Annotated in this window: 14 protein-coding genes; 9 read left to right on the top strand and 5 right to left on the bottom strand. The window is 63.9% G+C overall.

Annotation, left to right across the window (positions count from 1 at the left end; all coding sequences use genetic code 11):
• The 7 genes from paoC (at nucleotide 1) to AC0QUY_RS30710 (ending at nucleotide 8536) form a co-directional block, all read left to right on the top strand.
• Complete coding sequence (paoC, locus tag AC0QUY_RS30740; RefSeq protein WP_475389998.1) at nucleotides 1-2205, top strand: aldehyde oxidoreductase molybdenum-binding subunit PaoC; 2205 nt, start codon at nucleotides 1-3, stop codon at nucleotides 2203-2205.
• Nucleotides 2206-2345: 140 nt separating this feature from the next.
• Nucleotides 2346-2741, top strand: a complete 396-nt coding sequence (locus AC0QUY_RS30735) for a (R)-mandelonitrile lyase (RefSeq protein ID WP_475389997.1) — start codon at nucleotides 2346-2348, stop codon at nucleotides 2739-2741.
• A 135-nt stretch (nucleotides 2742-2876) separates the two neighbouring features.
• Nucleotides 2877-4148, top strand: coding sequence for a lipoprotein-releasing ABC transporter permease subunit (locus AC0QUY_RS30730; RefSeq protein WP_475389996.1), 1272 nt, complete (start codon nucleotides 2877-2879; stop codon nucleotides 4146-4148).
• Between the two features lie 307 nt (nucleotides 4149-4455).
• The gene (gene thrC, locus AC0QUY_RS30725) at nucleotides 4456-5874 is read left to right on the top strand and encodes a threonine synthase (RefSeq protein WP_475389994.1); all 1419 of its coding nucleotides are present in this window, start codon (nucleotides 4456-4458) and stop codon (nucleotides 5872-5874) included.
• A complete protein-coding gene (locus AC0QUY_RS30720; RefSeq protein ID WP_475389992.1) occupies nucleotides 5871-7160 on the top strand; it encodes a M16 family metallopeptidase in 1290 nt (429 codons plus the stop codon). The genes thrC and AC0QUY_RS30720 overlap by 4 nt, the downstream gene beginning before the upstream one ends.
• Before the next feature lie 50 nt (nucleotides 7161-7210).
• Complete coding sequence (locus tag AC0QUY_RS30715) at nucleotides 7211-7798, top strand: GNAT family N-acetyltransferase (RefSeq protein ID WP_475389991.1); 588 nt, start codon at nucleotides 7211-7213, stop codon at nucleotides 7796-7798.
• A 99-nt stretch (nucleotides 7799-7897) separates the two neighbouring features.
• Nucleotides 7898-8536 (top strand): hypothetical protein, encoded by a 639-nt coding sequence (locus AC0QUY_RS30710; RefSeq protein WP_475389990.1) that lies wholly within the window; start codon nucleotides 7898-7900, stop codon nucleotides 8534-8536.
• Between the two features lie 52 nt (nucleotides 8537-8588).
• Here the strand turns inward: AC0QUY_RS30710 and AC0QUY_RS30705 are convergent, their stop codons facing one another.
• From AC0QUY_RS30705 to AC0QUY_RS30685, 5 genes are all read right to left on the bottom strand, one after another.
• Complete coding sequence (locus tag AC0QUY_RS30705) at nucleotides 8589-9074, bottom strand: F0F1 ATP synthase subunit B family protein (protein WP_475389989.1); 486 nt, start codon at nucleotides 9072-9074, stop codon at nucleotides 8589-8591.
• A gap of 4 nt (nucleotides 9075-9078) precedes the next feature.
• Nucleotides 9079-9642: a F0F1 ATP synthase subunit B family protein gene (locus tag AC0QUY_RS30700; RefSeq protein ID WP_161850458.1), complete on the bottom strand. Its 564-nt coding sequence runs from the start codon at nucleotides 9640-9642 to the stop codon at nucleotides 9079-9081.
• 57 nt (nucleotides 9643-9699) lie between these two features.
• Nucleotides 9700-9930: a F0F1 ATP synthase subunit C gene (locus tag AC0QUY_RS30695; RefSeq protein ID WP_016847054.1), complete on the bottom strand. Its 231-nt coding sequence runs from the start codon at nucleotides 9928-9930 to the stop codon at nucleotides 9700-9702.
• A gap of 56 nt (nucleotides 9931-9986) precedes the next feature.
• Nucleotides 9987-10742, bottom strand: a complete 756-nt coding sequence (locus AC0QUY_RS30690; protein ID WP_161850457.1) for a F0F1 ATP synthase subunit A — start codon at nucleotides 10740-10742, stop codon at nucleotides 9987-9989.
• Between the two features lie 69 nt (nucleotides 10743-10811).
• On the bottom strand, nucleotides 10812-11183 hold the full coding sequence (locus tag AC0QUY_RS30685; protein ID WP_161856258.1) for an AtpZ/AtpI family protein: 372 nt from the start codon (nucleotides 11181-11183) through the stop codon (nucleotides 10812-10814).
• A 275-nt stretch (nucleotides 11184-11458) separates the two neighbouring features.
• Here AC0QUY_RS30685 and AC0QUY_RS30680 point away from each other — a divergent pair, with 275 nt between their 5' ends.
• Entirely contained in the window at nucleotides 11459-12082 is a 624-nt protein-coding gene (locus AC0QUY_RS30680; RefSeq protein ID WP_475389987.1) for a DsbA family protein, read from the top strand.
• A gap of 61 nt (nucleotides 12083-12143) precedes the next feature.
• Nucleotides 12144-12683, top strand: coding sequence for a hypothetical protein (locus AC0QUY_RS30675; RefSeq protein WP_475389985.1), 540 nt, complete (start codon nucleotides 12144-12146; stop codon nucleotides 12681-12683).
• The last annotated feature ends 213 nt before the right edge of the window (nucleotides 12684-12896 follow it).

The raw sequence follows: 12896 nt of genomic DNA, 5'->3' as shown, positions 1-12896 counted from the left end.
ATGAAATTCGAAACCCCAGCCACGACCAACCCGATCGATCAGCTCAAGGTAATCGGCAAGCCCGCCGATCGCGTCGATGGTCCGCTCAAGACCACCGGTACGGCGCCTTACGCCTATGAGCGTCACGATGTCGTTTCGAACCCCGCCTACGGCTACGTCGTCGGTTCGGCGATCGCCAAGGGGCGGATTGCCCGGATTGACCTCGCTGCGGCCAGGGCCGCGCCCGGCGTGCGCGCCATCGTCACGGCCGACAACGCCGGAAAGCTCGACAAGGGCGACCGCAACACGGCGAGGCTTCTCGGCGGTCCCGAGATCGAGCACTATCATCAGGCGATCGCACTTGTGGTTGCCGATACCTTTGAGCAGGCGCGCGCTGCGGCGGCACTCGTCCGCGTCGATTATGTCCGGGTGGAAGGCGCCTTCGACCTCGCGGCGGTGAAGGATACCGGTCAGCCGCGACCCTTGTTCGGCGGTCCGGCCGATACTGCGCGCGGCGATTTTTCCGGTGCGTTCTCGGCGGCGCCGGTTCAGCTCGACGCCACCTACACCACGCCCGATCAGGCGCATGCGATGATGGAGCCGCACGCCTCGATCGCCGCCTGGAACGGTGACAAGCTCACGCTCTGGACCTCGAACCAGATGATCGCCTGGGGAGTGGGCGACGTCGCAAAGACCCTCGGTATCGCCAAGGAGAATGTGCGCCTGGTCTCGCCCTTCGTCGGCGGCGGATTCGGCGGCAAGCTATTCGTGCGGTCGGATGCGTTGCTCGCGGCGCTGGGGGCGCGCGCCGCCGGGCGGCCGGTGAAGGTGGCGCTGCAGCGCCCACTGATGTTCAATAATACGACGCATCGCCCGGCGACGATCCAGCGCATTCGCATCGGCGCCAACAGGGACGGCAAGATTACGGCCATCGGTCATGAAGAGTGGTCGGGCAATCTGCCCGGCGGCAGGGCTGAGGGCGCCGTCAGTCAGACGCGGCTGCTCTACGCCGGGGCCAACCGGATGACCGCGACCCGTCTCGCGGCGCTGAATCTTGCCGAAGGCAATGCCATGCGCGCGCCGGGGGAGGCTTCCGGCATGATGGCGCTGGAGATCGCGATCGACGAAATGGCCGAAAAACTCGGCATCGATCCGATCGAGTTTCGGATTCTCAACGATACCCAGATCGATCCGGAAAAGCCGGGTCGGCCGTTCTCACAGCGTCAGCTCACCCAGTGCTTCCGCACCGGTGCCGAACGTTTCGGCTGGAGCAAGCGCAATCCGCAGCCCGGCAGGATCCGTGACGGACGCTGGGCGATCGGCATCGGCACGGCCGCCGCGTTCCGCAACAATTTGCTGGTGAAGTCGGCTGCGCGCGTGCGGCTCGACGGCAGCGGCGTTGTTACGGTCGAGACCGACATGACCGACATCGGCACCGGCAGCTATACCATCATCGCGCAGACTGCGGCCGAGATGATGGGCGTGCCGCTAGAGAAGGTGGTGGTGCGTCTCGGCGACTCGGCCTTCCCGGTGTCGGCCGGATCCGGCGGGCAATTCGGCGGCAACAATTCGACCGCGGGCGTTTATGCCGCATGCGTCAAGCTGCGCGAAGCGATCGCGCAGAAACTCGGTTTTAACTCCGCGGAAGCCGAATTCGCCGATGGCGAGGTGCGCGCAGGCAATCGCCGTGTGCCGTTGGCGCAAGCCGCGGCCGATGCCGCCCTCACGGCCGAAGACGGCATCGAATACGGCGATCTCGACAAGAAGTACCAGCAATCGACCTTCGGCGCGCATTTTGTCGAAGTCGGCGTCGATGCCGCCACCGCCGAGATCCGGGTGCGCCGGATGCTGGCGGTATGCGCCGCCGGCCGTATTCTCAATCCGAAGACGGCCCGCAGCCAGGTGATCGGGGCGATGACGATGGGCGTTGGCGCGGCGCTGATGGAGGAGCTCGTGGTCGACAAGCGGGCCGGCTTCTTCGTCAACCATGACCTCGCCGGCTATGAAGTGCCGGTTCATGCCGACATTCCGCATCAGGACATGTTCTTCCTCGACGAGACCGATCCGATGTCGTCGCCGATGAAGGCCAAGGGCGTCGCCGAGCTCGGCATCTGCGGTGTAGCGGCCGCGGTTGCCAACGCGGTCTACAACGCGACCGGCGTTCGGGTGCGCGATTATCCGATCACGCTCGACAAGCTGCTGGAGCAGATGCCGGACGTGGGTTGAACTGCCAAGGATATCGAACCGCCGACACCAATCCTGGGAGCGCCATGATCACGCGACGAGGCCTCATCGCAGCCACCGGCCTCGCCGTGTTGGTGGCTGGCGCCACGCCCCCTGTCCGGGCAAAAGCAAGGAGCGCAACGATGGAAATCAAGCGAAGCGGCTCACAGCCGTCCGGCAAGGGGCCTGCGGAATACTTCACCGGCAGCGTGCGCGTCGACCCGTTATTCCAGGCCGCAGATCCTGCACGCGTCGCCGGCGCCCACGTCACATTCGAGCCGGGCGCGCGCACGGCATGGCACACCCACCCACTGGGCCAAACGCTGATCGTCACCTCCGGCCGCGGCTGGGTGCAGGTCTGGGGCGGACGAGTCGAGGAAATTCACCCGGGCGACGTCATCTGGTTTCCGCCGGGCGAAAAACACTGGCACGGCGCGACGCCGGCAACGGCGATGACGCACATTGCCATTCAGGAGCGGCTCGACGGCAAGGCCGTCGACTGGATGGAAAAAGTCAGCGACGAACAGTATCGGACTTGATGTCCCGAAGAAGAGCTTGACGCAGCGCCGCTCGCTTTGCTGCCGCTCCCGGAATGGCGGGAATATGGCGGTGGATGAAGCTCATTCTTTGAAGCTGGCGCACGAATCGTCCCGAAAACGCGCTATGAATGGACCATGGAAAAGGTCCCGCGTCCCCTGCCGTTTTCGGCATTCGAATGGCTCGTGTCCGGACGCTACTTGCGGGCGCGGCGCAAGGAAGGCTTCATTTCCGTCATCGCCGGTTTTTCCTTCCTCGGCATCATGCTCGGCGTGGCGACGCTGATTATCGTGATGGCCGTCATGAACGGCTTCCGCAAGGAACTGGTGGACAAGATCGTCGGCCTGAACGGCCATCTTCTGGTGCAGCCGCTGGAGTCGCCGCTGACGGACTGGGAGGATGTTACGGAGCGCATCAGGCGGGTTCCAGACATCAAGCTCGCCGCTCCCGTCGTGGACGGCCCGGCGCTGGCATCGTCGGCGCACAATGCTTCCGGCGTCCTCATTCGCGGCATTCGCTCCGATGATCTGAACAAACTCGCCGCGATCGCCGGCAACATCCAGCAGGGCTCGCTGGATGGGTTCAATCAGGGGCAGGGGGTCGCCATCGGCCGCCGGCTTGCCGATCAATTGTCGCTGCGTGCCGGCGACAACATCACGCTGGTCGCGCCGGATGGAGCCGTGAAGTCGAAGGGCACGAACGCCCGTATCAAGCCGTACAAGGTTGCGGCGGTGTTCAGCATCGACATGTCGGAATATGATTCCGTCATGGTGTTTCTGCCGCTCGCCGAGGCACAGGGCTATTTCAACCGTGGCAATGACGTGAGCGCCATCGAAGTTTTCATCGAAGGCAGCCCGGACAAGGTCGACAGTTTTCGCAGGCCGGTGGCTGACGCGGCAGGGCGGCCGGTGTTCCTGGTCGATTGGAGGCGGCGGACCTCGGCCTTCTTCGCAGCGCTCCAGGTCGAACGCAATGTCATGTTCCTGATCCTGACCTTGATCGTGCTGGTCGCCGCGCTGAACATCGTGTCGGGCCTGATCATGCTGGTGAAGGACAAGGGCAGCGACATCGCCATTCTGCGCACCGTCGGCGCCTCGCGCGGCGCGATCATGCGGGTGTTCCTGATCGCAGGTGCTGCGATCGGCGTGCTCGGCACGATGACCGGATTGCTCGTCGGCATGCTGGTTTGTCTGAATATCGAAACGATCCGGCAATTTCTGTCCTGGATCACCAATACCGAGCTGTTTCCGCCAAAACTCTACTTCTTGTCGAAGCTGCCGGCAGAGATCGATTTTGGCGAGACCGCCGCCGTTGTGGTCATGGCATTGACGCTGTCGTTCCTCGCCACGCTCTATCCCTCCTGGCGCGCCGCGCGGCTCGATCCGGTCGAAGCGCTTCGGTACGGGTGAGGGCGCTCTGCCCGCTCCTACAAATGAGGGATGCAACCGTCGGGCGCAGGGGTTGCGAGGTCGCGAACCTGCATCCTCCGTCATTGCGAGCCAACGGGTCGCGCGAATACGCGCCCCGTTGGCTCGCAATAACGCATATGGACAATTGCCCATTTTGCGGTAGCTGCGCCCTTCCTTTTTCGCCCAAGAGCCATTTCCCCTCGGCACAAAAACGCTTTATGGTGACTCCTCGCCTCGCGCTTGGCGAAATCTAATTCATGATCAATATCAAAGGCTTGGCATAGGGCTGGCGCCTTTGGAGGGTGGTTTGACGCGCTATATTTCGACGCGGGGGGAAGCCCCCGTTCTGGGTTTCTGCGATGTGATGCTGACCGGGCTCGCCCGCGACGGCGGCCTCTATGTGCCCGAGGTCTGGCCGCAACTATCGCGTGAGGCCATCGCCTCCTTCTTCGGCCGGCCCTATTGGGAAGTCGCCGTCGACGTGATCAAGCCGTTTGCCGCAGGCGAAATCTCCGACGCCGATCTCGGTCGCATGGCGAATGAGGCCTACGCCACATTCCGCCATCCCGCAGTGGTGCCGCTGAATCAGGTCAGCCCCAATCAGTTCGTGCTGGAGCTGTTCCACGGCCCGACGCTGGCGTTCAAGGACGTCGCGATGCAGTTGATCTCGCGGCTGATGGATCACGTGCTGGCCAAGCGCAACCAGCGCACCACCATCGTGGTTGCGACCTCGGGCGACACCGGCGGCGCCGCGGTCGATGCGTTCGCGGGTCTCGACAATGTCGATCTGGTCGTGCTGTTCCCGAACGGGCGCATCTCCGACGTGCAGCGGCGGATGATGACGACGACCGGCGCCGCCAACGTGCATGCGCTGGCGATCGAAGGCACGTTCGACGATTGCCAGGCTATCCTGAAGTCGATGTTCAACCATCACGGCTTTCGCGACGCGGTCTCGCTGTCGGGCGTCAACTCGATCAACTGGGCTCGGATCGTCGCCCAGGTGGTGTACTACTTCACTTCTGCCGTGGCGCTCGGCGCCCCCGCGCGCACGATTGATTTCACCGTGCCGACCGGCAATTTCGGCGACATTTTTGCAGGCTACGTCGCCAAGAAAATGGGCCTCCCGGTGCGCTGGCTCCGCATCGCCTCCAACATCAACGACATCCTGCCGCGCACGCTCAAAACCGGCATCTATGAAGTGCGCGAGGTTCACGCCTCTGCTTCGCCCTCGATGGACATCCAGGTCTCCTCGAATTTCGAGCGGCTGCTGTTCGAGGCGAGCCGCCGCGATGCTGACAGCGTCCGCCGGCTGATGGGCTCGCTGAAGCAGTCCGGCCGCTTCGTGCTGCCGGATGCCATGCTGGCCGCGATCCGCGAGGAGTTTGACGCAGGCCGCGCCGACGAGACCGAAACCTCGGCCGCGATCCGCACCGCCTGGCGCGAGGCCGGCGAACTCGTCGATCCCCATACCGCGGTGGCGCTGGCGGTGGCCGATCGCGACACCTCGGATTCGAAGATCCCCAACATCGTGCTGTCGACCGCGCATCCGGCGAAGTTTCCCGATGCAGTGGAAGCCGCCTGCGGCGTGCGGCCGCAACTGCCGGCCTGGCTCGACGGCCTGATGACCAAATCCGAACACATCACGGTGATGAAGAACGATTCAGCCGAAGTGGAGCGATTCGTGCGCTCGGTGAGCCGTGCCGCGAAGCAGGGAGTAGCCGGATGAGTGTCGACGTGACCAAGCTGCCGTCCGGCCTGACCGTCGTCACCGACACCATGCCGCATCTGGAAACCGCGGCGCTCGGCGTCTGGGCCGGTGTCGGCGGCCGCGACGAAAAGCCGAACGAGCACGGCATCTCGCATCTGCTCGAACACATGGCCTTCAAGGGCACGACGCGGCGCTCCTCGCGCGAGATCGTCGAGGAGATCGAGGCGGTCGGCGGCGATCTCAACGCCGGCACCTCGACCGAGACCACGGCCTATTATGCGCGGGTGATGAAGGCCGACGTGCCGCTGGCGCTCGATGTGCTCTCTGACATCCTCACCAACCCGTCCTTCGTGCCCGATGAGCTCGAGCGCGAGAAGAGCGTCATCGTGCAGGAAATCGGCGCGGCGCAGGATACGCCCGATGACGTCGTGTTCGAGCACCTCAACGAACTCTGCTTTCCGGACCAGCCGATGGGCCGCTCGCTGCTCGGCACCGCCAAGACGCTGAAGAAATTCGATCGCGACATGCTGCGCGGCTATCTTTCCACGCATTATCGCGGGCCCGACATGGTGGTGGCCGCAGCCGGTGCTGTTGACCACAAGCGCGTGGTGGAGGAGGCGGCGCAGAAATTTGCCAGCTTCGACGCCACGCCCGGGCCGAAGCCGCAACCGGCGATGTTCGGCCAGGGCGGCTCGCGCGTGGTGCACCGCGACCTCGAACAGGCGCACCTGACGCTGGCGCTGGAAGGCGTGCCGCAGACCGACCTGTCGCTGTTCTCGCTGCAGGTCTTCACCAATATGCTCGGCGGCGGAATGTCGTCGCGGCTGTTCCAGGAAGTGCGCGAGAAGCGCGGCCTGTGCTACTCGATCTACACCTTCCACGCGCCCTATACCGACACCGGCTTTTTCGGCCTTTACACCGGCACCGATCCCGGCGACGCGCCAGAAATGATGGAGGTGATCGTCGACGTCATCAATGACGCGGTGGAAACCCTCACCGAAGCCGAAATCGCCCGCGCCAAGGCGCAGATGAAGGCGGGCCTGTTGATGGCGCTGGAAAGCTGCTCGTCCCGGGCTGAACAATTGGCGCGGCATATATTGGCCTATGGCCGTCCCCTGACGGTGGAAGAGCTGGTGGCGCGAATCGACGCCGTCAGCGTCGAATCGACCCAAAGCGCAGCCCACGCGCTATTGTCGCGTAGCCGGCCGGCGGTCGTCGCACTGGGCAGCGGCAGGGGTCTGGACACGGCGGTATCTTTTGCGGAAGGATTGACGCGGTCGAAGGCGAAGACGCTTCTGCATTAGGTCCCCGCCAGGGCGGGGCGAGGGCGAGTAGTTCGGGCGGGAGAGTGGGCATGGCCCTGTTTCGGTTGCCAACCAGCGGACCTGCCGCGCTTGTGCCGCGCGGCCGCGGCCTCCTGCTGCGTGCGCCGCAGATGTCGGATTTCCCGCAATGGGCGCAATTGCGCGAATCGAGCCGCGCCTACCTGACGCCATGGGAACCGATCTGGCCGTCGGACGATCTGACCCGCGCCGGCTTTCGCCGCCGGTTGCGCCGCTACGCCGAGGATATCGCCGCCGACCGGTCCTATCCGTTCATCATCTTCCGCGAGGCGGATGGCGCCATGATCGGCGGCATCACGCTCGCCAATGTCCGCCGCGGCATCGTGCAGGCCGGCACCATCGGCTATTGGGTCGGCGAGCCCTATGCCCATCGCGGCTACATGACGGCTGCGCTGCGGGTGCTGCTGCCGACGCTGTTCGGCGAGCTCAATTTGCACCGCATCGAGGCCGCCTGCATTCCCTCCAATTCGCCGTCGATCCGGGTGCTGGAGAAATGCGGCTTCACCCGCGAGGGGCTGGCGCGGCGCTATCTCTGCATCAACGGGGTCTGGCAGGACCATCTGCTGTTCGGCCTGCTGCACGAGGATTTCCGCGGCTGAACCACTGATTTCTAAGCCGTTTTGGTGCCTTGGGTTCGCCGCCATTGGGCTGCTATAACGCCGCCGGGAACAATGACGATGGGATGTCAGGGACGTCGCATGGGTGACAATCGTTTGGCCAGGATCGCGGTGGTGGCTGCGGTTGCGGGCGGGCTGGCGTGCCTGACGGCTGCGCCGGCATCGGCGCAATCGCTGTCCGATCGTTTCAAGAGCCTGTTCGGCGGCAAGTCGGACGAGGAGCCGGCTGCGAATGCGCCGGCGGCGGCTCCGCAGGATACGGGCGATCTGACCTGTCCGCCGGTCACGGTCAGGGCGGGGGCATCTACTTACGCGGTCGCGGCGCCCGGCAAGCAGCCGGTCGGCAACGACCTGCGCTTCCAGGCGACGATCAGCAAGATGGCGCGCGAGTGCAGCCTCAATGGCGGCGTGATTACGGCGCGGATCGGCATTCAGGGCCGCGTCATCGCCGGTCCTGCCGGCGCCCCGGCCGCGGTCCAGGTTCCGATTCGCGTCGCGGTGGTGCACGGCGGCGTGTCCGAGAAGACCATCGCCACCAAGGCATACCAGACCACGGTCAACATGACCGAAAGCGGCAGCGAGCCGTTCACGCTGGTCGCCGAAGATCTCACTTACCCGGTGCCCCCCGGCGCCGCCGGCGACAGCTACATCTTCTATATCGGCTTCGACCCGCAGGCCCTGAAGCCCGAGCGCCCGGCGCCGAAAAAGAAGAAGCAATAAAAAAGCCGGCGCGATCGTCTCGCGCCGGCTTTTGATTGGTGGTGAAAAGCGCTCAGTTCAGCTTGGCGCGAACTTCCGCAATGCCCTTGGCGAGCAGGTCGTCGGCGACCGAGCCCTTGACCGACTTCGACAGGATGGTCGAGGCGGCTTCGACCGCGGCGTTGGCGGCGGCGGCACGGACGTCAGCCAAAGCCTGGGCCTCGGCAAGTGCGATCTTGCCTTCGGCGGTCTTGGTGCGGCGGGCGACGAAGTCTTCCATCTTGGCCTTGGCTTCGGTCGCGATGCGCTCGGCCTCGGCTTTGGCGTTGGCGACGATCTCCTCGGCCTCGCGCTCGGCGCTGGCGCGGCGAGTCTGGTACTCGCCGAGCAGCTTGGCGGCCTCCTCTTTCAGACGGCGGGCGTCGTCAAGTTCGGCCTTGATGCGTTCGCTGCGATGATCGAGCGCCGTCAGCACCGTCTTGTGGATGCCGAGATAAGCTAACAGCACCAGCAGGATGATGAAGGCGATTGCGACCCAGGTTTCCGGTTGGGTGAACATCGGTCTATCCCTTCAACGAAGCGTCGACGGCGCTGCTCACCGCCTTGCTGTCGGGCAGCACGCCGGTGAGACGCTGGACGATCGCGCCGGCCGCATCCGCGGCGATGCCGCGGACATTGCTCATCGCGGTTTGCCGCGTCGCCGCGATCTGCTTCTCGGCGGCGGCAAGCTTGGCGTTGAGCTGGTCTTCCAGCGTCTTGCGCTCGGCTTCCGCAGCCGCATTCAGCTTCTCGCGGGTCTCGTTGCCGATGGCCTGCGCGCGGGTGCGGGCGGAGGCGAGTTCGGTCTCGTACGCTTTCAGCGCCGCGTCCGACTCGTCCTTGAACTTCTGCGCCGCCGCCAGATCGCCCTCGATCGCGTTTTGACGCGCGTCGATCACGCTTTCGACGCGCGGCAGCGCGATGCGAGAGACGATGACGTAGAGCGCGACGAACGCGATGGCGAGCGAGACCAGCTGCGAAGCAAACGTGCTCGACTCGAACGGAGGAAATCCTCCGCCGTGTCCGCCGTCGGCTTCGGTGTGGGCGCCGGTGCCCTTGGCCGGGGTACCATGACTTTTTTCAGCCACGGGGTTCTCCTGTTGCAGTCAGGCGCGCCGCCCGGAGGCGGCGCGAGAAGGTTCAGCTCAGAGCGGAACGAACAGCAGCAGCAGCGCGATCAGCAGCGAGAAAATGCCGAGCGCTTCGGTCACGGCGAAGCCGAAGATCAGGTTGCCGAACTGGCCCTGGGCAGCCGAAGGATTGCGCACCGCCGCGGCAAGGTAGTTGCCGAAGATGATGCCCACGCCGACGCCTGCGCCGCCCATGCCGATGCATGCGATGCCCGCGCCGATAAGTTTAGCTGCTGCCGGTTCCATTTCTAGAGCTCCTTGAGAGGGTAAGACAAAGTGTGGGTGGAAATTCCCCGGACCGCTTAGTGTCCCGGATGAATGGCGTCGTTGAGGTAGATGCAGGTGAGGATCGCGAACACGTAGGCCTGCAGGAATGCGACCAACAGTTCGAGCGCGGTCAGCGCCACCGTGAGTGCCAGCGGCAGCACGCCGCCGATCCAGCCGATCGCTCCAAGCGAAACGCCGAGCATGGCGACGAAGCCCGCGAACACCTTCAACGCGATATGGCCGGCCAGCATGTTGGCGAACAGACGCACGCTGTGCGAGACCGGCCGCAGGAAGAACGACAGGATTTCGATGAACATGACCAGCGGCAGGATGTAGATCGGCACGCCGTGGGGGACGAAAAGTTTGAAGAACTTGAGGCCGTTCTTGTAGAGGCCGTAGATCAGCACCGTGAAGAAAACCAAGAGCGCCAGCGCCGCGGTGACGATGATGTGGCTCGAAACCGTGAACGTGTAGGGGACAATGCCGATCAGGTTCGAGATGCAGATGAACATGAACAGCGAGAAGATCAGCGGGAAGAACTTCATGCCTTCCGTGCCGGCGGTCGAGCGGATCGTGCTCGCGACGAACTCGTAGGAGATTTCCGCGATCGACTGCAGCCGCCCGGGAACCAGTTGCCCTCTCGCCATGCCGCCGATCATCAATAGCGAGATCACCGCTACCGAGAGGAACATGTAGAGCGTCGAGTTGGTGAAGGCGATCGTTTGGTTGCCGATGTGGCCGATCGTGAAGAGGGGTTCGATATTGAACTGGTGGATCGGGTCGATTTTCATCCGCGCGGCTCTTTATCCACCGGCCTAGCCGGCAATCGAATTTCAAATGTCGTGACTTCCCGACGACGCTCAGCGCCTGCCTGGACCTGCGCCTGCAGTTCTCACCACGTTGACCACGCCGGCCACGAAGCCGAGCAGAAGAAACACGATGAAACCGAACGGCGATGTCGACAATAAACGGTCGAACCCCCAGCCAATCGCCGCTCCGACGACAACGCCCGCGACCAATTCCGAGGAAAGCCGGAAACCCAGCGCCATCGCAGATGCTCTGGCAGCCGTATCTCCGCTTTCGGTACCGGGTTGATCAGTCCTGGGTTTGCGGCTGTCACGAATTTCGGACAACCGGTGATCCAGACTTCCGAGCCTTGCGGAAAGCGCAGCTTCGTCGGAAGACGGCTGATCGCGATTCCCACTTGCGTTGTCGTTTTTGTCTTCGGCCATGCCCAAGACATTAAACGATGCCAACGGTTGATGGAAATTACGCCCGTCACCCTTGAAAGCCGCGCGGACCATACTTACCGCGTCTAATCAAGTCAAGGTTAGGCCCTAACCAGTTAGTGCTTTGATTTGATTGGAATTATTCGAGGTTCATCTGCGACACTGTGGACTGTCATCGCAGTGCAGCAGCTATTCCCGCAAGGATCGATCTTGCGCCCGTCTGGGCGGTCTGTTGGGATGCTTCGCGCGAAACGAAAGTCCGCGTTCCCGGAGGGCGCATGCCGCGTCAGGTCGACTACTATTTCTCGATCCAATCGCCGTGGGCCTATATCGGGCATCAAGCCTTTCGCGACCTCGTAAGTACTTACGATTTAAGGGTTAATCACAAGCCGGTGGTGCTGGTCGATCTGTTCTCGGAGACCGGCGGCCTGCCCTTGATGAAGCGCCACCCGGTGCGGCAGCGCTACCGGATGGTCGAGCTGCAGCGCTGGCGCGACAAGCGCGGGCTGAAATTCAATCTGCAACCGGCCCACTGGCCCTTCAACGCGCGGCTCGCCGACGGCGTCGTGATCGCGGCGCTCGAGGCTGGCCACGACCCGGACGGCTATTTGCGGCGGGCCTTCGCCGGCGTCTGGGAAAATCAGCTCAATCTCGCCGATCCCGCAACGATTGCAAAACTCGCCGATGAATCGGGGCTGCCCGGCAAGCAATTGGTGGAGCGCTCCGGCGCGGAGGACATCACGGCGGCGTATGAGCAGAACCGGCAGGAGGCGCTGGCGGCCGACGTGTTCGGCTCGCCGGTCTATGTGCTGGATGGCGAGGTGTTCTGGGGCCAGGACCGCATCGAATTGCTGGACGATGCGTTGAAGTCCGGCCGGGCGGCCTATAGTTCAAAGGTGTAAGGCGCCTTGAAAGCGCCCCGCCGGTCGAAGAAACCGGTAACTCCTGAGGCGGGAGCAAGCCATGCGCACAGCGAAATCGTCCTCGAAATTTTTAAGCCCCGTCGCGCTCGCGCTCTGTCTCGCAGCCGGCAGCCAGGCGTTCGCAGGGCCGATGCCGGAGACCGAGAACGGACGCTATTCGCTGTCGCCGGCCGGCGATGGCGTATTGCGGCTCGACACCAGAACCGGCGCGGTCTCCACCTGCACCAATTCGGGCACAGGCTGGGCCTGCTACGCGGTGCCCGACGAGCGCACGGCGATGGATTCGGAAATCGGCCGTCTGCAGGCCGACATTGGCCGGCTACAGGCCGAGAATGAAAAGCTGAAATCGGAACTCGCCTCGCGCGAACCCACCGTGCCGGGCAAGATCGAGGAGCCGCTGCCGAAATCGGACTCGCTGAAGCCGGGCGGGCCGAAGATTGCCGAGGGCGAGCGCAAGATCGAAATCCCGCTGCCGAGCGACCGCGACATGGATCGCATGATGTCGTTCCTGGAGAAGGCCTGGCGGCGCCTGATCGAGATGGCCAACCGCGTGCAGCGGGACGTCAACGGCAAGATTTGATTGCCATTGAGTTTGTAGGGTGGGCAAAGCGAAGCGTGCCCACCGATTTTATCGAGCAAGAACTGGTGGGCACGGCGCAAAATGCGCCTTTGCCCACCCTCATATGAGGGCTTTTGAGTCAAGCGTGCCGACTGGTGGCTTGGATGTGAATTTTGTATTCGGTGGAGTGGCGGCGCGCGGAGCCATGCGTAGCGCAGCGTGCCGCCGCGGTCG

Source organism: Bradyrhizobium sp. WYCCWR15520 (genome assembly GCF_056174665.1).
Note: the sequence above shows the minus strand (reverse complement) of the source record. Positions and strands in the feature narration are given on the sequence as shown.

Excerpts from the sequence above, each read along its gene's own strand:
- AC0QUY_RS30720 (WP_475389992.1), top strand. The coding sequence starts at position 5,871 with ATGAGTGTCGACGTGACCAAGCTGCCGTCCGGCCTGACCGTCGTCACC.
- AC0QUY_RS30680 (WP_475389987.1), top strand. The coding sequence starts at position 11,459 with ATGCCGCGTCAGGTCGACTACTATTTCTCGATCCAATCGCCGTGGGCC.
- AC0QUY_RS30735 (WP_475389997.1), top strand. The coding sequence starts at position 2,346 with ATGGAAATCAAGCGAAGCGGCTCACAGCCGTCCGGCAAGGGGCCTGCG.
- AC0QUY_RS30710 (WP_475389990.1), top strand. The coding sequence starts at position 7,898 with ATGGGTGACAATCGTTTGGCCAGGATCGCGGTGGTGGCTGCGGTTGCG.
- AC0QUY_RS30675 (WP_475389985.1), top strand. The coding sequence starts at position 12,144 with ATGCGCACAGCGAAATCGTCCTCGAAATTTTTAAGCCCCGTCGCGCTC.
- AC0QUY_RS30690 (WP_161850457.1), bottom strand. The coding sequence starts at position 10,742 with ATGAAAATCGACCCGATCCACCAGTTCAATATCGAACCCCTCTTCACG.
- AC0QUY_RS30695 (WP_016847054.1), bottom strand. The coding sequence starts at position 9,930 with ATGGAACCGGCAGCAGCTAAACTTATCGGCGCGGGCATCGCATGCATC.
- AC0QUY_RS30705 (WP_475389989.1), bottom strand. The coding sequence starts at position 9,074 with ATGTTCACCCAACCGGAAACCTGGGTCGCAATCGCCTTCATCATCCTG.
- AC0QUY_RS30685 (WP_161856258.1), bottom strand. The coding sequence starts at position 11,183 with ATGGCCGAAGACAAAAACGACAACGCAAGTGGGAATCGCGATCAGCCG.
- AC0QUY_RS30715 (WP_475389991.1), top strand. The coding sequence starts at position 7,211 with ATGGCCCTGTTTCGGTTGCCAACCAGCGGACCTGCCGCGCTTGTGCCG.
- AC0QUY_RS30730 (WP_475389996.1), top strand. The coding sequence starts at position 2,877 with ATGGAAAAGGTCCCGCGTCCCCTGCCGTTTTCGGCATTCGAATGGCTC.
- paoC (WP_475389998.1), top strand. The coding sequence starts at position 1 with ATGAAATTCGAAACCCCAGCCACGACCAACCCGATCGATCAGCTCAAG.